Genomic DNA, 24,635 nt, shown 5'->3' with positions numbered 1-24,635 from the left:
AAGCTACATACTATAGCTAGTATTTATTCTCTTACCATATTAGAGTGGGTATGCAAATACTAAGGGCTATATAGGCTTCAATAGTAGTTGATGCTATCTAATATGTTTAAGATAAACTAAAAGGGTTACAGATGTGTCCTGATTAGGAAATTTTATATAGTACTGTTTTGGTTGGTTTATGAGGTAATAGTATGAAAAATACACATAATAGAGGCAGTAGACTTCCTTTTATAGCTGGTACTCTTGCTACTCTTACGTTACTTGCGTCTGGGGTTTTTGCTATAGCTCCCTATGTTGAATTTTTATCTCCATTTGCAGTTTTAGGTGTGTCTCTCCCCATTACTTTAATTATATCTGTGCTTTCTATAGCAGTAATTGCATTTACGTACAAAATAATTAGTAAAAATAAAAAACCAAATGAAATTTCAAGGCAAACTAATAATCCTACAACAAAAGATGGGATGGAAAAGCGAATCAAAAACCTAGAAGAATCTAATATTCTACTCAATGAAAAGTTAGAAGTGCTTGCCAGTACTGCAACAACAAGTCAAACGGAAGAAAAGTTGTACATGGAATTTTATGAAAAAGGTAAAGCAAGGGGAAATAAACCATTTGATGATTTTATTTTTGAACAACATCAAAAAGAAGAGTTAGTTAATATTTGCAATTTAATAGAAGAGAATATTGATAAAATATCCTTAGAAAAATCAGGTGATGCTGAAGAAAAAAGAGGAATAGAAGGAGTGCGATGCATTTTTTACGGTCCACCAGGAACTGGTAAGAGTACAATTGTTGAGGCAATTGCGGATAAATTTAAATCTCTAACTACATTTATAAAAGTTCCTGGATCTGATTTACTTAAACAATCAAGTGTAAATAAGGTTTTTGATAAAGCAGAAGAAAACGCTCCTTGTATAGTTCTCATAGATGAAGTTGACAGTATTGGCAGAAAGCGTACTGATAATAATCAAACGTCTTTAACTGATCTTTTCAATAGGTTAGATAAAGCTAGGAAAGATGTGACAGTACTTGCTACAACTAATGCCTGTATGAGAGATTTAGATCAAGCGCTTATTAGGGGAGAGCGGCTGAACAAAAAAATTGAGTTCCATGAACTAAAAGGAGACACACTTAGGAAAGTACTGAAAGCGGGTCTAAAGAAAGAATTACAAGGTAAAAATTTTGATTCATATATTGAAAACGTTCTAAAAAATACTGCTAGTATTACTTTTTCAGCAGCAAACTTGAATGATTTTATAAACTATGCAGTTGAACAGGTAAAAAGTAGTAAAAAGCCTAATGTTCATACTATGATCAAAAATTTTTGTGATAATTGTGATATTCCATCTACAAAGCCAACTAATACAAAACAAAAATTGAAAGTTGCAACAGACGTACAAAATCAGGAGAATGATAGTGGTTATTTGAGTGGTACAAATACTCCAAGTCCTTTGAAAGGACAATCTTTAATTGCCCCTGTTATTATTAACAAGTTGGAAGAATGCAGAAAATCACTTAGTCTGGTAGACAAGAATTAGCTGGCAGAAGAATTGAGGTAGTCATATCAAGTTTGAATGGTAATAGAAAAAGAGTGCTTTTTGTTTATAACTTGATGTTTAAGCAAACTTATCTATTTGCCTTTTTGGTTTGAGTTTGTTTTGTGATAAATTTGGCCATTTTATACTGGTACTAATATAAAAATATCTATTACGTTAAAGGTTTATGTAAACATCTGAACTTACTACAGAAGCTCAAACATTGCAAAATAGTAAAAATATTATGTTGAAATTAGCTTGACCAATATTATATATTGTGCATAACATATTATCTATTTAGGCTAGTAGGAGGTGTGGTATGATTGTTAATGAATGTATTACTGGGCAAGATAAAAAAGCATATGAGCAAAAGCTAGGAGAAGATTTAAGCACTGACAAAATATTAGATGAAGAGTATCAATTGATAAAAAAACATCTTTTTTCATCGCTTAATTCTCGTCTTTTAATGGATAGTAAACTTTCGTTTGAGGGTATAGTATGTACATGGATTGCTAGTACACCTAATTTAACAGGAAGTCAAAAGGAGTTAAATAGAGAATTACTAAATATTCTTAAAAGTTTAGATCCATGTCATTATGATCAAAAAGAAGATAGACATTGTGAGTACTATATTGAAAAACTTAAAAATTTCCTACAAAGCAATAAGAATAATCAAGACCTCAAAACTGTTCTTAACCTTAAAAGAGGAGAATCTGGATTAACAGTATTGCACCTAGTATCTTCTGTAGGTAAGGTAACTGAAGAATATAATGAAGCTGTAGATTTACTCTTAGAGGCAGGTGCTAATCCTGATATACAGAATGATAAAGGAAGGACTCCCCTGCATTATACTGATGTTCTTGCTAGTGCAGCTTCTCTTTTAAAAGGAAAGGCCAATCCTAATATACAAGATCACAGAGGAGAAACACCCTTACATCATGCCGCTAGTATTGGTCATGCTGACTATGTTAATTTACTTATAGAGAAAAAAGCTAATTCTAACATACAGGATAAAAAAGGAGCAACCCCACTGCAGATCGCAATTGATAATCATCACTACTATATTGAGGAATGCTTTCTCACTAATAACCAAAAGAATTTGAGTGCAGAATTATACCGTATGCTTGATGAATGTTTTGGTGCATATGAGGATCATTCAGGTTATGCTGCTAACTTCATTAAAAATCTAAAAGGGTTTCTAGGTAAACACAAGAATAGCGGAGACCTGAAGGTGATTTTGAGTATTCGAGACGGAGATGGTAATTCGAAAATACTTAATTATGCTCGGAACATTGATAAGGAAGTAGTAGATTTATTTCTATCAGTAGACGCAGGTAGTTTTTGCAAGAAAGAAGATTCTCTCTTGGATTGTCGTGGATCTTTTTATAATGTGGGAGAAAAGTATTGTGTAAAATCAACTTTATGGAATACACCAAATCAGGTAGAGCTGAATAAATTTTTAAGTAAGATATCTGAAGTTCAAGATATGTATAAACTAGAAGAAGTCGTAAATAAAGCTATAAGCTCCGGAGTAAGGATTGGTTTTTCTGAGCGTTCTTCTCAAGGTAAAAAAGCATATAATTTTGTAGATCACGTAATAGAAAAAATCAGTAAATTAGAGAAAAATCCTAAAGTTGCCAGCAACATAATATGTAAGTTGTTATCAAGAGGAGCAGTGTTTAACAGTAAAATTGGTATTGGTGTAATTGATGCACTGGAATCAGAATTTAATGATCATAAAGCTAATATGGTAAAAGCTCATGAAAATTATATTAGTAATGCTCATAAGTTTATTGAATTGGCGAAAAGTACCACCAATGGTGAGTTGCATGATGTAATACCAACTCTCATTATTAATGAACCAAATAAGAAGCATTGCAGAGTTGTTTAACCGTGGAAGGGGAAAGAGAGGTAATAAAATTACACAAAGCGCTCTCAAGCAGAACAATTGTATCGTAGATTTTATTGCGCAAAATGTTCTGTTTTATATATAACCAAAACCTCTCAACAGGATTGAGGTCAGGTGAGTATGGTGGTAGGTATATAATTTCGATATTTTTAGGTATCTTTAAACTTTTTGACTTATGCCAACTAGCGCAATCCATCACGAGAAAAGCCTTTCGTATTCCTAAATATTGCGACATCTGTTCAAGGAATATATTTATACAAGCAGTGTTGACGTTTGGTGCAAATAAGCTAAAATTCTCTCCATTTCTGGGATTAACTGCACTATAGAGATAAAAATTTTCCCTACCTAATTTTACCTTAACCTGTGTCCTACTGCCTTTTTTAAACCACCCATGTCCAACTTTTGAATGTGTACCAAACCGTGATTCATCGAAGAAAAATAGCTCTTTTTCAGAATGCATGACAATAGTTTCATTGAGGTTTTTTTTTAAACTCCTCTTGCTTATTTTTATCCTGTCCACTATGAACTGGTCTTGGTGTGATATATGAGAATTTCATTCTTTGCATATTACGATGTATTGTGGATTTGCTGATATTCAAACCAAATCTTTCTTGGATTCTTATTCTCATTTCTCTAATAGTAATATTGGGGTTTTCCTCCATCCACACCTCAATTTGTTCAAGTTGACTTTGGTTCAATATAGTTTTTCTACGGCGTTGAGGTGGAGAAAATAATTTTTCTTCTCTTCCAAATTTTATGTGCTTTATCCATGTAGTAATTGCCTTTCTCGAAATGCAACATATTTTTGCTACAGCTGTTATACTGTGCTTTTTTGCTGCAATTACAGCATTTAGTTTTTTTGCAACATACGCATTATTTCTTACTTTCTTCAGCATCTCTTTTGCTGATTCCACCACTTTTTCATCCAATAATTTTGATCTTAATGCCATCTAAACCTCGCTATTTTACTTACTCCAGTATGGCTTTTTTTCCATTATTGTCTATTCGTTGCTTGTATAGCGGGAATTGGTATAAAAAGGTACCTTATCCACTGTACCAGTGAACACTTCTTCCCCCTTTAAACGGCACTTTTGATCAAAATATATTATTTTCATCTTTTCCTCCTCTGAATAGCCAATACTAACCCTTAAATATTTTACTATGGTTTCCAAGTTATCCATTACAGGTCCTTTCTTTAACTCTTCTCTTGGTACTCTCTTTGCAGCTTCCTTTAGACATAAAATTACTGCTACTGTAGAGTCAGTTATCCCTTCTATAGTTTTCAAGTCATCTATTTCCTGACCTGAAATTCCTCCTATTCCAAAATTATCCATTAGCTTTCTAGCAATAACTCGAGCTTCTTCCCTGTCATGCACTGCACTTAGAAACGTTTCTATTACTTCACGATCAAGTAAAGCTTTACCGTTGCTTTCTAAGAGCCTGTTCATAATCTTTTGAGGAGCAAGGCAGTAAAAGCTAGAACGACCATTTGTAGTCTAGTATTGAGTTTACGCTCGCAATTTTTCCATAACCGTCTACACTTTTCCAGCCAAGCAAAAGAACGCTCTACAACCCACCTTTTTGGCAATACAACAAAGGTATGTAATTCACTTCGTTTTATTACTTCAACGGTTGCACCAATAGTCGTTTTTATTTGAGTTGCAAAATTTTCTCCTGTATAACCTGCATCAACTAGTATATTTTGAACTTCGGAAAGATTTTTTCTTGCGTTACAAATCATCTCTACAGCAGCAGTACGATCTCCGATATTAGCTGTAGTAATATAAATTGCATGTGGCAAACCTTGCGTATCTACTGCAATATGACGCTTTATTCCTGAAATTTTCTTGCCGGCATCATAACCTTTTTCTTCAGCAATATCGGTGTTTTTTACACTTTGAGCATCAATGATGCAGAAGCTTGTTTTTGTATTCCGACCACTGTTGAAACGAACCTCTCCAACTAATTTTTTTTAAGACAATTTCTAGAACACTTTCTCTATCTTCATTCGGTTTTTTACTCCATCTCTTGAAGTAATCGTAACAATTGCGCCATTTTGGAAACTCTTTTGGTAGCATTCGCCACTGACAGCCACTTTTTAGCACATAAAGTACACCGCAAAATAACTCATATAAATCCAGTTTTCTTGGTTTTGTTTTTTTTCTACAGGATTCTAGATCTGGTAATATAATCTCAAATCTTTCCCGACTTATATCACTTGGGTATACACTCCTCATATATCCTAACTTATATACATTATCTCTTAGTTTATTCCTTTCTTGAGATCATGTACAGGTTCTAATGCTCTGAATTCTATTTCTTCTCTACGATCTTTCTTATTGTTCATAAAAATTACCCTTCACTAATAACAAAATGTTTTTATATATTTACTGCTGTTTTTTTATCAGCATTGGCATAAGGCCATAGCTTTTGAGTGAAGTCAAATCAATTTTTAAATCTTTTTTACTTATTTTTTCATCAAAAAATAAAAATATTAATAGATACTGATTTTTTTATTTTAAATTTGTTGAATTTCGTCTAAAGAGATGCCTACTGTTTTTAAAATAATATTGATAGAAATTCCTTCCTTAACTAAATTCTTTGCAATTTTCATCTTCTCTACTTTCTTCACTTTCTCTTTGCAAATTTGTATGCTTTCAAACAGAGATTTTATTAGTACATGACGTAGTTCTTGGCTTTTAATCTTTTTGTATTCTTCTATTAACCTTGATAGCTCTGCTTCACTATTCTCATTTTCTCTTGTTTCTGGAAGCAGATCTGTAATATTAATTAATAGTACCTTTGCTATTTCACCTAACATTTCAAGTGAAACAGCAGCTCGTCCTTGTTCATATTCATATATTCTTTGATTTATTATGCCCACTTTACTTGCTAAATCTTCCTGAGTGTATCCTCTTCTCAACCTCCATTCTTTTATTCTTTGACCTACTTTATACGGAATAGAAATTTTTTTCTCATCATTATCATATTCATCAATAGATAAACTGGTCGTTTGAGAGATAACATGAGCAGAAACTCCTTCCTTAACTAAACCCTTTGCCACTTCTACTTTTACTGCCTTTCCACTTTCTTCCTCACTAATACGGATGAATTTAGTTAATAAATAAAACGTTTCACGTAATTCTTGGTCCTTAATCTCTTTATGTCTTCTTACTAGATTTAATATCTCTTCTTCCTCATACCTTTCCTCATTTGATACTTCTTGTCCGCAAGCTAGGTCTCTAGCAGTTGTTGATAATGCTTCTGCTAATTCATATAACTTCTTAATTGAAATTCTGCGTGTTCCTTTTTCATATTGCAGTATTACCTGATATGTTGTTCCAATTTTTTTTGCTAAATCTTTTTGAGTATATCCCTTTGCTAATCTACGATTTCTTACTTCCTGTCCTATTACTTTGTAATCTAAAAAATTAGAGCATTTATTCTCTTCTTTCACATTTTATACTCCATAACCAGAAGAGCTGTTATGTATACTTAATTGGGAGCCTCTTTGATAAACTGAACTCATCTCCTTTCAAACAATTTTTCTATATCACTTAGTTTCATTTCTATATACGTTGGTCTTCCGTGATTGCATTGCCCAGCATAAGGTGTTTCCTCCATTTGTCTCATCAACTCATTCATCTCCTCCAACTTCATTTCCCTTCCAGCTCTAATTGACCCATGACACGCAATGGTAGCTAGTATCTTGTTCACTTTTTCTTCTATAGGTAGAGTATCTCCTATCTCCATTAATCTATCAACTATATTCATCACCATCTCTTTCACATTTATTGTTCCTAAAATTGCAGGTATTTCTTTCACCCTTACTTTACCTTCTGATTCTATTTCAATACCAAAACCCATTTCGAAAAGCTTATCTTTATACATTTCAACCATCTCCATTCCTGCTTGGTTTTTAATCTCGACTATTTCAGGAAGAAGAAGCTTTTGCCTTTTTATGCTTGATTTTTGTTTTAAGCACTCATAGATCAACCTCTCATGAGCTGCGTGCTGGTCTACTGTAATTAATTTGCCTTTAGCCTCAGCAATAATGTAAGTATTGTAGACCTGACAGCGTGCATATCCTAGAGGGTGATCTTCTATCAAATCAATTTGCTTCCTTTCTAGAACCATAGTTTCCTTTTTTAGTGGAGATTCTCCATATTTAAACGTTTCTGGTAAGCTTTGCCTTCTTTCATCTGGTGCATTGAATTCTTTCATTAGACGATTTTCTAAAAGACTTGGCCTCTTTTCATAAAACTCTTTTTGATTTTTTTTCTCTTTACTATTAACCGGCTCTTGGCTATCAAACTCCTCAATATTTTGAGACTCAACATCACTTGCTGCAAACCTAGTCGATAATGCTTTTATTATTCCTCTTCTCACTATTTCATATACTAGCCTCTTGTTCTGAAACCTTACCTCTGATTTATTTGGATGCACATTTACATCTACTTGATCGTATGGTATCTCTAAGTGCAGCACTGCAAAAGGATACTTCCCACTTGGAATAAAGTCCTGATACGCATATCTAATTGCACCAATAAGTAGATTGTCTTTTATTGGCCTTCCATTAACAAACGTATAGATCTGAGTTGAATTACCACGACTAATAGTTGGTTTACAGATGTGTCCCGTAAGTTTGATTCCTTCTTCTTCCTCTTTAACTTCCAGCGAATTGCTCTGAAATTCTTCTTCTGTTTCACATAATCTGTTAAAGAATGAAGTTTGTTTAGCATATTTTAAGAGCTTTTTATTACCGGAAGTGAGAGTAAACCCAATACTATAGTTAATCATTGCTAAGTTATTTACAATGTCAACAATGCTTTGTGTTTCTGCCCTCTCGGTTTTTAGAAATTTTAATCTATTTGGTGTGGCAAAAAATAAGTCACGAATTTCAATATATGTACCTTGCAACAAAGAACAAGGCATAAGCTCCCCTATTTTTTCTCCGCCTTCATACCTTATAGACCATGCTTCCTTTGCTCCACTTGCCTTAGATGATAATTTCATTCTACTTACTGCTGCAATTGAAGGTAGAGCCTCTCCTCTAAAGCCAAGATGTCTGATTTCTATTAATTCACTATCGCTTAATTTTGAAGTAGCGTGGCGCATAAATGCAAGTTCCAAATCTTCCTTTTCTATTCCATTTCCATCATCTATCACAGTAATGAGGTTACGCCCACCACTTTCTATTGTGATCTCTATTTCTCTACTTCCAGCATCTATTGCATTTTCCACTAATTCCTTTACTACACTTGCTGGCCTTTCGATTACTTCTCCCGCTGCTATACGATTTATAGTTTTTGTGTCTAAAAGAATTATTGCCATATTTCCAACTCTCAGTCTGATGAAGATATAGCTTTAATGTTAATAAAAATCAATCTCTATTAGGCATCTTCACTAATTTCAAAACAGAAATAATTGTAAAAAACCCAGGACGAAATTTTATGGCAAGCCCTCCTGTAGTTTAATTTTAGTTGAATATTTCTTCACAATTGTGTATGATTATCAATGCTTTTTATCTTACTTTCTCATGGCTCTTTCGAAGTTTCTCGATCCAAAATTAGATTTAACATTTAAGAAAATCTTCGGTACTGAAAAAAATAAGAATATCCTTATCCACTTTTTGAATGATATTTTAGGGTTTACTGAAATAAATACTATACAAGAAGTCGAATTCCTTAGCACCATTATGGACCCTGAAATTGCTTCTGATAAGCAGAGTATTGTTGATGTCCTGTGCAGGGATTCTACTGGGGCAAGGTACGTGATTGAGATGCAACTCGCTCGTGATAAAGGATTTGAAAAACGCGCTCAACTTTATGCTGCTAAGGCTTATTCAAGACAGGCTGATAAAGGCGGTAAGTATATTGATTTAAAGAAGGTTTTCTTTATTGCTATTTCCAATTGTAATTTATTTCCTGATAAGCTTGATTATATATCTAGCCATACCATAAGAGATGAAAAAACTAACGAGCATGATTTAAAAGATTTTCAATTTATCTTCATTGAGTTGCCAAAGTTTCCTAAGAGCAGAGAAGAGCAGCTAGAAAATGTAGTAGATCGTTGGCTATTTTTCTTCAAATACGCAGAAGAGACAACTGATGAAGATTTAAGAAAAATAGCAGAAAAGTCACCGATAATAAAGTTAGCATATGATGAGTTAGATAAGTTTCATTGGAATGAGAAAGATCTTGTAGCTTATGAAGAAAGGGTAATGGATTTACAAAAAGAAGCTGCTATCTTAGAACAAAAACTCGACGATGCTAAACATGAAGGAATCCAAATTGGAGAAGAGAAGGGCAGGAAAGAAGGCATCCAAATCGGCCATGAAAAAGGTAGACAGGAAGGCAAGGCAGAGGGCGAAAAACAAGCTAAAATAGCTGTGGCCAAAAACCTACTTAAAGCTGGTGTCTCTACTGATATCATATCACAAACTACAGGTCTCTCTCATTCTGAAATTTTACAACTCAGGGAAAAAATATAATATTCCTACTTATTCACTTCAACATTTATGAAAACCTTCTCTAAGTTCGACATATCACCTAATTAAGAATCTAGTGAACTATCTAAAATGGCTATGAAGATTGCACACAGAATTATATAAATTACTATCATAACGTTACCCAAACTTCTATATCAAAGCTACGTGCTGTAAGTTCAATAATGTCTACTTCATCCATTTTAGTATTAAGACTATCAAACTTGTTACTGGTTGTTTCCCTAATTATTTTAGCTACCCTCACTTTAAATTTTCCACTACTTGGCATATTACCCCTTACATTATAACCTACCTATTAAGATTACCTCCAAGCTTGGTTACTCCTACATCAGAAAGACAAGTTGATACTTTTGAATGTCTGTGAACTGAAGCATTACTTAAATAACTTTGAGGCTCTAAACTCATTTGCTGTTTTTTAGCACCACCAACTTCTAATGTGCCATTTTCATTGTGTAACATCTGTTGAATTGGTTGATTTAGCACAACATTTAGCCTGCTATTAAATTGAATCATAAACTTGTCAAACTTCTTCGGACTTAATTTACCAGCTTCTCCGCCAGTACATGCTTTCTTTATGTATGATTTTAAAATCCCTGAAATCTCATCAAATTTACCACTCATGATTTTTCCTGTAACTTCTTTCTGTATTTCCCAAAAATCAATATTCAACCGGTGCATTGATACACCACTTTTTAATCCAGCTTGCTCTACTACTTTCTCAAATTTCTCTGTAATATTCAATGCATAGCCCTGAGCTTCCAGCAATGATACGTTCTGATCTGATGTAAAAATATATTTTTGACCCGTAACCTTTCTAACAAGCACATCAAGTAACATTATCGTACCATTTACATCTATTTGCGCATCAACTTGTGAGATTGAATCCTTAGTGCTCAATATTCCCACAGATTTAGAACTTAACAATCCACCTATAGAGCTTTTTGCCCAACCGAATAAATCATTTATCCATGAAGATGGTCTTGTGCCACTACTTGCTGCTATCTCAGGTTGATTACCTAAATCTTCAGTAAGAAGTTTACGTGATAAATGATTTTTATCGGTAATATTGACATCAACATAGAGATCAGAATTTAAACTCATTTTACTTTCTAATTCTTGTATATCACGTCTCTTGCGAATAGATCCAAAATCTTCAACCTTCCACATACCTTGTTTATCATTACCACATGAACCAGGAAGATTATCTTTTTTCGATGGAACCCAGGTATATACTGCCCTCCTCTGGTTTGAATAACTCAAAGAAGCACTATCAGAACCAGCGTATAAGTATTCATTAAAATTAACATTCGTGATGCAAACATAATCGCCATGGGGTTGAATCTTCCACATACCTTGCTTATCGTTACCGCATGAACCAGGAGGATTATCTTTTTTCGATGGAACCCAGGTATATACTGCCCTCCTCTGGTTTGAATAACTCAAAGAAGCACTATCAGAACCAGCGTATAAGTATTCATTAAAATTAACATTCGTGATGCAAACATAATCGCCATGGAGTTGAATCTTCCACATACCTTGCTTATCGTTACCGCATGAACCAGGAGGATTATCTTTTTTCGATGGAACCCAGGTATATACTGCCCTCCTCTGGTTTGAATAACTCAAAGAAGCACTATCAGAACCAGCGTACAAGTATTCATTAAAATTAACATTCGTAATACATACTTTTAACGCAAACACCACATTCTTCACTGACTTCGGTAACTTATTCTTCAATTTTTCAAAGTCAGGTGGCACATTATTGTTTGTTTTCTCCATAACTCCCTTTATACAATGGGCTAAATTAAGCGCTGTATTATCATTAAAGTCACTTGCTTCAATAGTAGCACCCTTACTTAACAGAAAATCAATTATATCTACCTTTCCAAATTGATCAGCTATGCATAGAGGTATCCCACCTTTCTTACTTTTAGCTCTAATGTTAGCACCTTTTTCGCAGAGGAACTTTACTTCATCCAAGTTACCATACTTAACAGCATAATGTAAAGGAGTCCAATCATCATGATCCTTAGCTTCAATATTAGCACCTTTTTTGCAAAGAAGTTTAACCATATCCAATTTACCCTTTGCAGCTTCATGTAAAGGAGTTTTACCATATACATCCTTAGCTTCAATGTTAGCATCCTTATTCAAGAGAAATTCAACTATTTCAGTCCTATTGTAATAGACGGCAACGTGTAAAGGAGCATATTCATACTTTCCATCCCTAACATTAATATCGTTATTACTTTCTTTTAAAAGTAGTTCAAACATCTCCTGCACTATGCCCACATTACCGTTGTAGGCAGCATAATGGAGAGGTTTCCAAGATTTTGGCCAATCTTTATCGCTATTCTTAATATCCTTACCACTACCCTTAAGAAAAAGATTAATGAAGTCTAAAGGCATTTTACCATTCTTGTTTTTAGCTTTAATGTTAGCACCTTTTGTGTAGAGAAGGTTAACTATATCTAACTTACTACATTTAGCAGCATAATGTAAAGGAGTGCAACCATGATTGTCTTTAACTTCAGTGTTATTACCTTTACTTAACAAAAGTTCAATATTATATAGACAACCTTCCATAATAAGCGAGAAATAATCTTCCTCTTGTGTAGCAAGTTTTCTTCGAGATAAAGAAGAAGACAGAAGACACATTGAGCTATGATCTAACTGAAAAGCATAAAACTCACTGCGTGTTTCAATTAACAATTTAGGCTCATTAGCACCTTTGTGAAACACTGCCCAAAACAGTCTTGCCTCCTCGCTATCTATTAAGGATTTTATATTATTCGGTTGTTTTTTATAACGCTCTAACTGACTTTCAGCTTCCTTAGCTTTGGTTGTTAATTCTTCTCCCTCAGGTACTATGCCTCCAGTTTTATCAAATTTTAATTCTATACCAGTAAATATTTCCCCTCCAACCACCCCGATATCAATACGCTTCCCACCACCAGTTTGAACCTCTGAAATAACACCTACAAGCTTTTTACTACTAGTAGACTCTTGATAATACATAAGTAAACCATGTAGCATGGCTTGAAAATCTACTTCACTATCAATTAACTCCTTGAAGGGTAATAAAACTTGACTAACTTCTTTAAATAACCCTATACGGTGCTCTGCATCAGATTGTGCACCATCTACTTTCTTATTTACTACCTTATTTAGTAGGCCATTCAACTTATTTACATCAACATCCAATTTGACACATTTTTCGTCAAAGCTCTGAGTCTTTTTTTCATTATAGTCATCTAAATTTCTGTAAGAATTCACTTGAACTTTCCTACACCAGTTCTCAAATTCACCTATATTTGCTTTCTTTGTTTTTAGTAATAAATTAACTTCTTTTATTTTTAAATTTCTACTATTCTGAATCGACTCATCCATATTAAGCTTTATATTAGCTTCTTCATCTTTTTCAATTATCCCATCTATATTAATTTTCTTATTTCTTGAATCACCTCTAATCACATTAAGTAATACCAACTGATCTTTACCTGAATTTAAAAATCCAAATGATGTGATATCATTAGAAACACCCTTATCATGTTGGAAAATATACTTATTCCATATTCCCTTTTCTGCTTTAGCTGGCATTAATTCCCCTAATAGTATCTTACTAGTATACATATAGTAATTGTCAGATAAATTTGGTATGGTATAATAAAGATACTTTAATTGTTCATATATAATACCTTTATCATCAGATTCTAATAGTAACTGTAAAAAAGGGCTGAGATGTTGACTATCTCTAGCTGTTGTATCTATTTCAATTCTATCATGAGACAAATCAAAGTTAAGCACTGCGTAGATAACATTATTATTATTTGTGATCATCCTCCGTGGACCATACTTAAATGCCTCGGCGTATTTTTTTGCTTGCTCAAAAGGATCACCTTGAATAGCTAAACCTTTACCAGCTTTAAGTTCTACTATTATAGGAATAACATTATTTAACCGCTCTTGTGATCGAACTAATACAACAATATCACTATAGCCTTCACCTAAAGATAATTCAGGATAAAGCTTAAGATTGTATCGATACTTAAATAACATCACAAAGAAACCAGACAATAACCCGTGATAATCAGACTCGCGGTCAAAATTTCCATTTTTCTTAATTATGTAATCTTGAACTAGTGAATCAAAATAATCAAATACTTCTTTAATACCACTCGAAACTTTATCTACATCAAGAAGAAAGCATTTGGAAATTAACTCTTCTAAATTTTTCTTCTCTGTTCTTTCCTTTAAAACAAATAATTCACCCTTTTTAGGAGTAGATTGCTGTAACTTAGGGAATAAGTCATCATTACATTTATCATGTACTACTATACCCTTATCTTCATGCTTTATCTGAATAGAGTGCGATGCTTCCTCAGTATCATAGCTGCTTAATTTAGATTTTATATACCCTATCTCATCTGGAGTAAATACTATAGAATTCTTTTCATAAACTACAATAAACAGTAACTTATCTTTCTTATTTTGTTCCTTTGTTAAAATGGCAAATTTAACCCCATTAACATAAGATTTATTATTTTTTTTATACTTTTCAACACGAAAAAATACTTGCTTAACTCCTAAACTTTCCCCCAATTCAGTATCTGGCAAAGCTAAAAACCCACCTAATACAAATAAAGGAAAAAACCCTTCTTTATTTACAGAACGCTTATTATCAGGGAGCTGCTCAATAAATGATTGTAATTTATCCCTAAAAGTTAGAGTATCACCTTCTATCAACATTCTGATTAATTCATAGTTATCCATATTGATTACCTACTAATACCTTCTTTTAACTATTTAACAATAAAGTGCTCACTTAATGTATATGTTCTTTGCTACTTTGTCCTGCAGATATGCTATCCACTTCTATACTAGTGTTTTGGACTTGTGTGTTTTGAATATTGCGATCAAGTACTTCAATTAATTTTGGCAAAGTCTTTTCAATTTCATCATGCACTACCCAATCGCGATTAATTTTATCTAAGCTAGCATCATCAGTGGATACGTAGCTGTTAAGTGCGCTATCTAAGTTAGAGATAAAGCTATCAATATCTTTTAACACTACTTCATTATTGTTAGCGTAGTGAAGTAAAAATTCTTTTAATAACTCTCGATTACCATTAGCGTAAAGTAAATTGCAAATAACCTCGCCTTTTCCAGATGAGAATACATATCGGCATTGATCATTATTATGAGTTTGCCACAACTCTTTAAACCCTTCTTTATAACCATTTTTTGCAAATTCCCGTAATAAATAACTACGATTATCACAATCAAGTGAAGGCAATTCTTTCCAAAATCTTTCTTTTCCTAATTCGATAATATTATGTAGAAATTTTATACGCGATTCACTCAACTTCTGACTAATAATTGACAATAGAGTACTATAATCCCCTATAGAATAAAACTTAGCTTGTATTGGAAATAAATGACAAGCTATATCAAAGTAACCTTCTCTTATTAGTATATAGAGAACATCGCACTGTTTAATAAACCTTTCTAAATGGTATTTATTGTCCATTACCTTCTGCAGGCAAAAAATTGTTGTTTCTACATCATTAGTTCCACTCATAGAATACAAAGCAGCTTCTATCAATAAATTTAGCTTAACCTCTTCTGATGTATTTTGCTCTTCTAATCGTTTATAGAAAAAAGCAACAGCTTCACGTTCACAATCATGATAAGCTACTTTAAACCCATAAATATCAGGGTGAGTATCATAATATTCAGCATATTCCTCTTTTATCCGTTCTAGTTTATTAGTAATAAAATGACCCCAAAACTTCTCCAATTCTCTAGATCTTTCTTCTAATACATCATCTTCAGATAAATTATGCACTTCTTCTGCTTGCTTTTTGTATAGTGTAAATAAATTACGAACTAATTGTTCATCTAAACAGTTCAAACAAGCTAATGTATAGCATTCACCAACATATGGGTGATTATCATAGCTATTTTTTGAGGAGATATCTATTAACTCTTGAACGAAAAAACGCCTATCTAACCTTTTTCCATAAACATTGTCATCAACCCAACAATCACCTTTAGAGAAAATATCTGAAACCATATCATAGTTTACATAATAGATTATCCTGCTATTACTACTAATGTATCTTCTTAATTGCTTTGCTTTAGATTCTTTAAAAGGATCATCATGCTTTATCACTCTCCTTAAAATTTCTTTACAGTAATGCGAATCGTCTGATTTAATTAAACTTTCTTGTTCCATTATAATTACCCATTAAAAAATACACTATATTTGAAGCTCTACTACTGTAATAAGGACCATCTTACTAATAAACAAAATAAAACTTCTGGAATATCTCCATGGTCTATAATTACCTCTCTTACAATGAATGAAAAAATACTTTGACCATTAACTCCCTCAAGTACCATAATGAATTAGCCTCTAAGGACATTTTAAGTATATTATTCCACCTTTAAAACTTGTCAATCATTATTGTAGAAAAATTTTCTAATCCAAAGTAGTTTTAGGCAAAAGGCTCAATACATGACCTCTTGTTTGTTTTAAATTTTATTTTTGTCATATGCTTGTTAATTCTTACGCAAGCAAATTACTATTAATTTAGCAAAATATATTATTAAGATCTCAAGCAAAATAACCATTTTCAGCGCTCAAAACCAAGGGTGGTGAGAAGTATTTTTTTTGGAATCGTGTGGTCTACCATGCGTACCATACGAACTTTTTGATATAATAATTTAACTATACGCTAAAACTAGCCATATTAGCCCATTTCATCCACACTTATATACGAACTAATTTGCCTAACTTTGTTGCAAACAATTTCACGTTTTTATTTTTGAAATACCGTTTTTATATAAAAAGTTCTCACAAAGGTAGGTACTATTTTTGAAGAAAGTAAATAATCAAATTTTTTGTGACGCTGATTGATATAGTATCTGCGAGAATGCTTTTTAGTATTTGACTTTACAAAAGCTACATACTATAGCTAGTATTTATTCTCTTACCATATTAGAGTGGGTATGCAAATACTAAGGGCTATATAGGCTTCAATAGTAGTTGATGCTATCTAATATGTTTAAGATAAACTAAAAGGGTTACAGATGTGTCCTGATTAGGAAATTTTATATAGTACTGTTTTGGTTGGTTTATGAGGTAATAGTATGAAAAATACACATAATAGAGGCAGTAGACTTCCTTTTATAGCTGGTACTCTTGCTACTCTTACGTTACTTGCGTCTGGGGTTTTTGCTATAGCTCCCTATGTTGAATTTTTATCTCCATTTGCAGTTTTAGGTGTGTCTCTCCCCATTACTTTAATTATATCTGTGCTTTCTATAGCAGTAATTGCATTTACGTACAAAATAATTAGTAAAAATAAAAAACCAAATGAAATTTCAAGGCAAACTAATAATCCTACAACAAAAGATGGGATGGAAAAGCGAATCAAAAACCTAGAAGAATCTAATATTCTACTCAATGAAAAGTTAGAAGTGCTTGCCAGTACTGCAACAACAAGTCAAACGGAAGAAAAGTTGTACATGGAATTTTATGAAAAAGGTAAAGCAAGGGGAAATAAACCATTTGATGATTTTATTTTTGAACAACATCAAAAAGAAGAGTTAGTTAATATTTGCAATTTAATAGAAGAGAATATTGATAAAATATCCTTAGAAAAATCAGGTGATGCTGAAGAAAAAAGAGGAATAGAAGGAGTGCGATGCATTTTTTACGGTCCACCAGGAACTGGTAAGAGTACAATTGTTGAGGCAATTGCGGATAAATTTAAATCTCTAACTACATTTATAAAAGTTCCTGGATCTGATTTACTTAAACAATCAAGTGTAAATAAGGTTTTTGATAAAGCAGAAGAAAACGCTCCTTGTATAGTTCTCATAGATGAAGTTGACAGTATTGGCAGAAAGCGTACTGATAATAATCAAACGTCTTTAACTGATCTTTTCAATAGGTTAGATAAAGCTAGGAAAGATGTGACAGTACTTGCTACAACTAATGCCTGTATGAGAGATTTAGATCAAGCGCTTATTAGGGGAGAGCGGCTGAACAAAAAAATTGAGTTCCATGAACTAAAAGGAGACACACTTAGGAAAGTACTGAAAGCGGGTCTAAAGAAAGAATTACAAGGTAAAAATTTTGATTCATATATTGAAAACGTTCTAAAAAATACTGCTAGTATTACTTTTTCAGCAGCAAACTTGAATGATTTTATAAACTATGCAGTTGAACAGGTAAAAAGTAGTAAAAAGCCTAATGTTCATACTATGATCAAAAATTTTTGTGATAATTGTGATATTCCATCTACAAAGCCAACTAATACAAAACAAAAATTGAAAGTTGCAACAGACGTACAAAATCAGGAGAATGATAGTGGTTATTTGAGTGGTACAAATACTCCAAGTCCTTTGAAAGGACAATCTTTAATTGCCCCTGTTATTATTAACAAGTTGGAAGAATGCAGAAAATCACTTAGTCTGGTAGACAAGAATTAGCTGGCAGAAGAATTGAGGTAGTCATATCAAGTTTGAATGGTAATAGAAAAAGAGTGCTTTTTGTTTATAACTTGATGTTTAAGCAAACTTATCTATTTGCCTTTTTGGTTTGAGTTTGTTTTGTGATAAATTTGGCCATTTTATACTGGTACTAATATAAAAATATCTATTACGTTAAAGGTTTATGTAAACATCTGAACTTACTACAGAAGCTCAAACATTGCAAAATAGTAAAAATATTATGTTGAAATTAGCTTGACCAATATTATATATTGTGCATAACATATTATCTATTTAGGCTAGTAGGAGGTGTGGTATGATTGTTAATGAATGTATTACTGGGCAAGATAAAAAAGCATATGAGCAAAAGCTAGGAGAAGATTTAAGCACTGACAAAATATTAGATGAAGAGTATCAATTGATAAAAAAACATCTTTTTTCATCGCTTAATTCTCGTCTTTTAATGGATAGTAAACTTTCGTTTGAGGGTATAGTATGTACATGGATTGCTAGTACACCTAATTTAACAGGAAGTCAAAAGGAGTTAAATAGAGAATTACTAAATATTCTTAAAAGTTTAGATCCATGTCATTATGATCAAAAAGAAGATAGACATTGTGAGTACTATATTGAAAAACTTAAAAATTTCCTACAAAGCAATAAGAATAATCAAGACCTCAAAACTGTTCTTAACCTTAAAAGAGGAGAATCTGGATTAACAGTATTGCACCTAGTATCTTCTGTAGGTAAGGTAACTGAAGAATATAATGAAGCTGTAGATTTACTCTTAGAGGCAGGTGCTAATCCTGATATACAGAATGATAAAGGAAGGACTCCCCTGCATTATACTGATGTTCTTGCTAGTGCAGCTTCTCTTTTAAAAGGAAAGGCCAATCCTAATATACAAGATCACAGAGGAGAAACACCCTTACATCATGCCGCTAGTATTGGTCATGCTGACTATGTTAATTTACTTATAGAGAAAAAAGCTAATTCTAACATACAGGATAAAAAAGGAGCAACCCCACTGCAGATCGCAATTGATAATCATCACTACTATATTGAGGAATGCTTTCTCACTAATAACCAAAAGAATTTGAGTGCAGAATTATACCGTATGCTTGATGAATGTTTTGGTGCATATGAGGATCATTCAGGTTATGCTGCTAACTTCATTAAAAATCTAAAAGGGTTTCTAGGTAAACACAAGAATAGCGGAGACCTGAAGGTGATTTTGAGTATTCGAGACGGAGATGGTAATTCGAAAATACTTAATTATGCTCGGAACATTGATAAGGAAGTAGTAGATTTATTTCTATCAGTAGACGCAGGTAGTTTTTGCAAGAAAGAAGATTCTCTCTTGGATTGTCGTGGATCTTTTTATAATGTGGGAGAAAAGTATTGTGTAAAATCAACTTTATGGAATACACCAAATCAGGTAGAGCTGAATAAATTTTTAAGTAAGATATCTGAAGTTCAAGATATGTATAAACTAGAAGAAGTCGTAAATAAAGCTATAAGCTCCGGAGTAAGGATTGGTTTTTCTGAGCGTTCTTCTCAAGGTAAAAAAGCATATAATTTTGTAGATCACGTAATAGAAAAAATCAGTAAATTAGAGAAAAATCCTAAAGTTGCCAGCAACATAATATGTAAGTTGTTATCAAGAGGAGCAGTGTTTAACAGTAAAATTGGTATTGGTGTAATTGATGCACTGGAATCAGAATTTAATGATCATAAAGCTAATATGGTAAAAGCTCATGAAAATTATATTAGTAATGCTCATAAGTTTATTGAATTGGCGAAAAGTACCACCAATGGTGAGTTGCATGATGTAAGAATAGATAACTCTACTCTCTACTTAGAATATTCTGGAGACAGCATAATAGATGTTGCAAAGATTACAGATAGAGCAGGAAATTTAGGATTAACTCAGGGAAGCATAAAATATGAAAGAGATATAATAAGGATTGGTAAAAGTGAAGTAGAAATTCAAACCGAAGGTGGAATAAGGTATTACACAGATCTTACAGAAGGCAGCAATATAGTATTAACTTTCTATACTAGTTTGGGAAATATAGACGTTAGGCTGTATCCTGACGTACAAGATAAAAGCAAAATTATAGTAGAAGTGAGTAATAAAGAGGAAGTATTGGAAAAATTCAAAGGTTATGAAGAAGAATTAGGCGAGGATTGTGCACTTGGTGATTATGATGTCTACGATGCTATTGAACAGGGATATTTTGAAAGATCTGGTGGATTAATGCGTCCTGAAGTAATAAGCGAGTCTAACAAGAACAAAGATTCATGGGTAGGACGTGAAGAGTTAAGAAGAACTTCTGATTCTAGGGCTAGGTAGATCATAAAAGTTGAGGATTATTATTTAAATATAAACTACTATAATTTATAGATTAAGGAAGTTGTACCAATGTCTTCTAAGAACCTGTACATGATCTCAAGAAAGGAATAAACTAAGAGATAATGTATATAAGTTAGGATATATGAGGAGTGTATACCCAAGTGATATAAGTCGGGAAAGATTTGAGATTATATTACCAGATCTAGAATCCTGTAGAAAAAAAACAAAACCAAGAAAACTGGATTTATATGAGTTATTTTGCGGTGTACTTTATGTGCTAAAAAGTGGCTGTCAGTGGCGAATGCTACCAAAAGAGTTTCCAAAATGGCGCAATTGTTACGATTACTTCAAGAGATGGAGTAAAAAACCGAATGAAGATAGAGAAAGTGTTCTAGAAATTGTCTTAGAGCCTGTTCATAATCTTTTGAGGAGCAAGGCAGTAAAAGCTAGAACGACCATTTGTAGTCTAGTATTGAGTTTACGCTCGCAATTTTTCCATAACCGTCTACACTTTTCCAGCCAAGCAAAAGAACGCTCTACAACCCACCTTTTTGGCAATACAACAAAGGTATGTAATTCACTTCGTTTTATTACTTCAACGGTTGCACCAATAGTCGTTTTTATTTGAGTTGCAAAATTTTCTCCTGTATAACCTGCATCAACTAGTATATTTTGAACTTCGGAAAGATTTTTTCTTGCGTTACAAATCATCTCTACAGCAGCAGTACGATCTCCGATATTAGCTGTAGTAATATAAATTGCATGTGGCAAACCTTGCGTATCTACTGCAATATGACGCTTTATTCCTGAAATTTTCTTGCCGGCATCATAACCTTTTTCTTCAGCAATATCGGTGTTTTTTACACTTTGAGCATCAATGATGCAGAAGCTTGTTTTTGTATTCCGACCACTGTTGAAACGAACCTCTCCAACTAATTTTTTTTAAGACAATTTCTAGAACACTTTCTCTATCTTCATTCGGTTTTTTACTCCATCTCTTGAAGTAATCGTAACAATTGCGCCATTTTGGAAACTCTTTTGGTAGCATTCGCCACTGACAGCCACTTTTTAGCACATAAAGTACACCGCAAAATAACTCATATAAATCCAGTTTTCTTGGTTTTGTTTTTTTTCTACAGGATTCTAGATCTGGTAATATAATCTCAAATCTTTCCCGACTTATATCACTTGGGTATACACTCCTCATATATCTTAACTTATATACATTATCTCTTAGTTTATTCCTTTCTTGAGATCATGTACAGGTTCTAAGGAAGTATGGGTCATGAAAAATGAATTCTGGTGCTAATACCAATTCCCGCTATATAAGCAACGAATAGACAATAATGGAAAAAAAGCCATACTGGAGTAAGTAAAATAGCGAGGTTTAGATGGCATTAAGATCAAAATTATTGGATGAAAAAGTGGTGGAATCAGCAAAAGAGATGCTGAAGAAAGTAAGAAATAATGCGTATGTTGCAAAAAAACTAAATGCTGTAATTGCAGCAAAAAAGCACAGTATAACAGCTGTAGCAAAAATATGTTGCATTTCGAGAAAGGCAATTACTACATGGATAAAGCACATAAAATTTGGAAGAGAAGAAAAATTATTTTCTCCACCTCAACGCCGTAGAAAAACTATATTGAACCAAAGTCAACTTGAACAAATTGAGGTGTGGATAGAGGAAAACCCCAATATTACTATTAGAGAAATGAGAATAAGAATCCAAGAAAGATTTGGTTTGAATATCAGCAAATCCACAATACATCGTAATATGCAAAGAATGAAATTCTCATATATCACACCAAGACCAGTTCATAGTGGACAGGATAAAAATAAGCAAGAGGAGTTTAAAAAAAAACCTCAATGAAACTATTGTCATGCATTCTGAAAAAGAGCTATTTTTCTTCGATGAATCACGGTTTGGTACACATTCAAAAGTTGGACATGGGTGGTTTAAAAAAGGCAGTAGGACACAGGTTAAGGTAAAATTAGGTAGGGAAATTTTTATCTCTATAGTGCAGTTAATCCCAGAAATGGAGAGAATTTTAGCTTATTTGCACCAAACGTCAACACTGCTTGTATAAATATATTCCTTGAACAGATGTCGCAATATTTAGGAATACGAAAGGCTTTTCTCGTGATGGATTGCGCTAGTTGGCATAAGTCAAAAAGTTTAAAGATACCTAAAAATATCGAAATTATATACCTACCACCATACTCACCTGACCTCAATCCTGTTGAGAGGTTTTGGTTATATATAAAACAGAACATTTTGCGCAATAAAATCTACGATACAATTGTTCTGCTTGAGAGCGCTTTGTGTAATTTTATTACCTCTCTTTCCCCTTCCACGGTTAAACAACTCTGCAATGCTTCTTATTTGGTTCATTAATAATGAGAGTTGGTATAAGTTCTACAAACACCGCTGGCGCTACTAATTCTTTTCTTATTGATGGATAAATTTCACAGGTTTGTATAATGGATATTTCTCTCTTCAGCGTAGTGCAGATTGCATTATGCAAATCCTTCCAATTCATTATACTCTGTAGCTCAATTCACGTTCAAAAAATTTTGTAAAGACTTCCTCAACCTCATAATTAACAAGATCTCTTATTACTTTTGATGCTTCTGGTTCCAATGGTAATTTAACCTCTTTTATTGGTAGTGCTGCCCTTCCTTCACGTTTAAACATACCGCTATTTCCTTTTGGCATAACTGCTGCAAATCCTCCTATAAACTCATGCTTTCCTACTTTCGATCCTCTTCTTGTTTTTTGCATTTTGCCAATTGTCGATGCTCTAATGTCATAGAGATTTGCTCTAATTAACACGTCTAATCTGCTAATTTTCGCCTTAAAAATCCTTAATCTCTTTCTTATCAAACTTAATTTTATTCTCTTTTCCTCACTGATTTCCTTAGCTGCTTTTGATTTTAGCCATATTGCTGTTTTGTTTAATGCACTCACTGTCGCTTTTTCCACTTTTTTCCTTTCAGCATCTATACTTTGTATAATACTACCGGTGTTAATACGCATTTATACTCCTGACGCTCGAATTTTCCATACCATTCCTGAATTATCTTGCAGCGGTGGAGAATATACTTTATATTTACGGTCACCTATAACAAAAATATCTCCTACAATTGGCTGCAGTACATCAAACGCACTTACTTCTAACGCTAAAGTTTCTTCCACAAATTGTCCTTCACCAATCTCGTATAATTTATCTGGCTGTTGCTTTAATACTTGTACCATGTATGACTTATCCTTTGATTTATACAAAGCCACTTCTCCTAAATGGGAAAAACAATCTTCCAATAATCGCTTAATATTCTCTTGCATATTTCTTTTTGATATACTAACCTTTATATGCTAAGAAAGCGCATACCGGTAGAGTCGTTCTGTGCCTCACCACCTTGTAGTTACTCTACCAGTATTGTTATGCTGCAACAATTTTTGCTAGTATTCCTGGTCTGTGGCACATTGGTAATGGATTTGACTGCGTATGTAAATCAGTTCCTCTATCAAATCTTCTTGGCTCTTGTTTTGCATAAAGTGGCTGTCCTAGTGTGTTTACCGTCTCATTAAAATCTGCTGGCGCAAAATATGTTGTAAATGTGCTTGCTGTTCCTAGTGGAAAACAGTGCCCTGTATCTTTCTCAATGAATCTTCTCACGGTTCCTTCAGGATCAGTTGCTTGTCCTCTATATTCCTCAAATGTTATTCCACAAAACGTAAATCCTGACCTCATATCATTTCGAAGTGCTGCACCTTCTTGCCATCAACTATGTTTTTTAAAATTTTTTGAATTTAGTCTCATTTG

Annotated in this window: 16 protein-coding genes and 3 pseudogenes; 7 read left to right on the top strand and 12 right to left on the bottom strand. The window is 33.1% G+C overall.

Annotated elements, in window-relative coordinates; translation table 11 throughout:
- Nucleotides 1-191 precede the first annotated feature (191 nt).
- On the top strand, nt 192-1,538 hold the full coding sequence (locus ABWU62_RS04055) for an ATP-binding protein (RefSeq protein ID WP_353287611.1): 1,347 nt from the start codon (nt 192-194) through the stop codon (nt 1,536-1,538).
- Nucleotides 1,539-1,854: 316 nt separating this feature from the next.
- The gene (locus ABWU62_RS04050) at nt 1,855-3,426 is read left to right on the top strand and encodes an ankyrin repeat domain-containing protein (protein ID WP_353287620.1); all 1,572 of its coding nucleotides are present in this window, start codon (nt 1,855-1,857) and stop codon (nt 3,424-3,426) included.
- Here ABWU62_RS04050 and ABWU62_RS04045 read toward each other — a convergent pair.
- From ABWU62_RS04045 to mutL, 5 genes are all read right to left on the bottom strand, one after another.
- A protein-coding gene (locus tag ABWU62_RS04045; RefSeq protein WP_353287619.1) for an IS630 family transposase occupies nt 3,389-4,394 on the bottom strand; the annotation gives its coding sequence in 2 pieces (ribosomal slippage) (nt 3,389-3,931 and nt 3,933-4,394; 1,005 coding nt in all). The genes ABWU62_RS04050 and ABWU62_RS04045 overlap by 38 nt on opposite strands.
- Nucleotides 4,395-4,445: 51 nt before the next feature.
- Nucleotides 4,446-4,892: a DNA repair protein RadC gene (locus ABWU62_RS04040; RefSeq protein WP_353287618.1), complete on the bottom strand. Its 447-nt coding sequence runs from the start codon at nt 4,890-4,892 to the stop codon at nt 4,446-4,448.
- A protein-coding gene (locus ABWU62_RS04035; protein WP_353287093.1) for an IS5 family transposase occupies nt 4,889-5,681 on the bottom strand; the annotation gives its coding sequence in 2 pieces (ribosomal slippage) (nt 4,889-5,416 and nt 5,418-5,681; 792 coding nt in all). The genes ABWU62_RS04040 and ABWU62_RS04035 overlap by 4 nt, the downstream gene beginning before the upstream one ends.
- A gap of 281 nt (nt 5,682-5,962) precedes the next feature.
- Nucleotides 5,963-6,901, bottom strand: a complete 939-nt coding sequence (locus ABWU62_RS04030) for a helix-turn-helix domain-containing protein (protein ID WP_353287617.1) — start codon at nt 6,899-6,901, stop codon at nt 5,963-5,965.
- 68 nt (nt 6,902-6,969) lie between these two features.
- Nucleotides 6,970-8,778: a DNA mismatch repair endonuclease MutL gene (gene mutL / locus ABWU62_RS04025; RefSeq protein ID WP_353287616.1), complete on the bottom strand. Its 1,809-nt coding sequence runs from the start codon at nt 8,776-8,778 to the stop codon at nt 6,970-6,972.
- A 205-nt stretch (nt 8,779-8,983) separates the two neighbouring features.
- On the opposite strand from mutL, the gene ABWU62_RS04020 reads away from it, so the two are divergent.
- Nucleotides 8,984-9,937 carry an Rpn family recombination-promoting nuclease/putative transposase gene (locus ABWU62_RS04020; protein WP_353287615.1) on the top strand — a complete coding sequence of 318 codons (954 nt, stop codon included), beginning with the start codon at nt 8,984-8,986 and terminating at the stop codon, nt 9,935-9,937.
- A gap of 127 nt (nt 9,938-10,064) precedes the next feature.
- Here ABWU62_RS04020 and ABWU62_RS04015 read toward each other — a convergent pair whose 3' ends face one another.
- Genes ABWU62_RS04015 through ABWU62_RS04005 form a run of 3 tightly spaced genes read right to left on the bottom strand, consistent with a single transcriptional unit; the run spans nt 10,065 to nt 16,190 of the window.
- The gene (locus ABWU62_RS04015; protein ID WP_353287614.1) at nt 10,065-10,220 is read right to left on the bottom strand and encodes a hypothetical protein; all 156 of its coding nucleotides are present in this window, start codon (nt 10,218-10,220) and stop codon (nt 10,065-10,067) included.
- Nucleotides 10,221-10,240: 20 nt separating this feature from the next.
- The gene (locus ABWU62_RS04010; RefSeq protein ID WP_353287613.1) at nt 10,241-14,725 is read right to left on the bottom strand and encodes an ankyrin repeat domain-containing protein; all 4,485 of its coding nucleotides are present in this window, start codon (nt 14,723-14,725) and stop codon (nt 10,241-10,243) included.
- A gap of 52 nt (nt 14,726-14,777) precedes the next feature.
- Nucleotides 14,778-16,190, bottom strand: a complete 1,413-nt coding sequence (locus tag ABWU62_RS04005) for a hypothetical protein (RefSeq protein WP_353287612.1) — start codon at nt 16,188-16,190, stop codon at nt 14,778-14,780.
- Between the two features lie 917 nt (nt 16,191-17,107).
- Between ABWU62_RS04005 and ABWU62_RS04000 the strand changes: the two genes are divergently transcribed.
- From ABWU62_RS04000 to ABWU62_RS03990, 3 genes and pseudogenes are all read left to right on the top strand, one after another.
- Entirely contained in the window at nt 17,108-18,454 is a 1,347-nt protein-coding gene (locus tag ABWU62_RS04000; RefSeq protein WP_353287611.1) for an ATP-binding protein, read from the top strand.
- A gap of 316 nt (nt 18,455-18,770) precedes the next feature.
- Nucleotides 18,771-20,810, top strand: coding sequence for an ankyrin repeat domain-containing protein (locus ABWU62_RS03995; protein WP_353287610.1), 2,040 nt, complete (start codon nt 18,771-18,773; stop codon nt 20,808-20,810).
- 142 nt (nt 20,811-20,952) lie between these two features.
- A pseudogene (locus ABWU62_RS03990) lies at nt 20,953-21,219 on the top strand (transposase); the annotation flags it as partial.
- Between the two features lie 5 nt (nt 21,220-21,224).
- On the opposite strand, the gene ABWU62_RS03985 reads toward ABWU62_RS03990, so the two are convergent.
- Nucleotides 21,225-22,017, bottom strand: a protein-coding gene (locus ABWU62_RS03985) for an IS5 family transposase (protein ID WP_353287093.1) whose coding sequence is annotated in 2 segments (ribosomal slippage) — nt 21,225-21,752 and nt 21,754-22,017 — 792 coding nt in all. Because the reading frame shifts where the segments join, the coding sequence is not laid out codon by codon here.
- A gap of 184 nt (nt 22,018-22,201) precedes the next feature.
- Here ABWU62_RS03985 and ABWU62_RS03980 point away from each other — a divergent pair.
- Nucleotides 22,202-23,206 (top strand): annotated as a pseudogene (locus ABWU62_RS03980) (IS630 family transposase).
- A gap of 144 nt (nt 23,207-23,350) precedes the next feature.
- Here the strand turns inward: ABWU62_RS03980 and ABWU62_RS03975 are convergent.
- The 3 genes and pseudogenes from ABWU62_RS03975 to ABWU62_RS03965 form a co-directional block, all read right to left on the bottom strand.
- Nucleotides 23,351-23,848 carry a phage tail protein gene (locus ABWU62_RS03975; protein ID WP_353287609.1) on the bottom strand — a complete coding sequence of 166 codons (498 nt, stop codon included), beginning with the start codon at nt 23,846-23,848 and terminating at the stop codon, nt 23,351-23,353.
- On the bottom strand, nt 23,849-24,154 hold the full coding sequence (locus tag ABWU62_RS03970; protein ID WP_353287608.1) for a hypothetical protein: 306 nt from the start codon (nt 24,152-24,154) through the stop codon (nt 23,849-23,851). It abuts the gene before it with no gap.
- A 97-nt stretch (nt 24,155-24,251) separates the two neighbouring features.
- Nucleotides 24,252-24,593 (bottom strand): annotated as a pseudogene (locus ABWU62_RS03965) (major capsid protein); the annotation flags it as partial.
- Nucleotides 24,594-24,635 lie beyond the last annotated feature (42 nt).

It is taken from the genome of Wolbachia endosymbiont (group B) of Gerris lacustris (assembly GCF_964028355.1).
In the GTDB taxonomy this organism is placed as follows: domain Bacteria; phylum Pseudomonadota; class Alphaproteobacteria; order Rickettsiales; family Anaplasmataceae; genus Wolbachia.
Note: the sequence above shows the minus strand (reverse complement) of the source record. Positions and strands in the feature narration are given on the sequence as shown.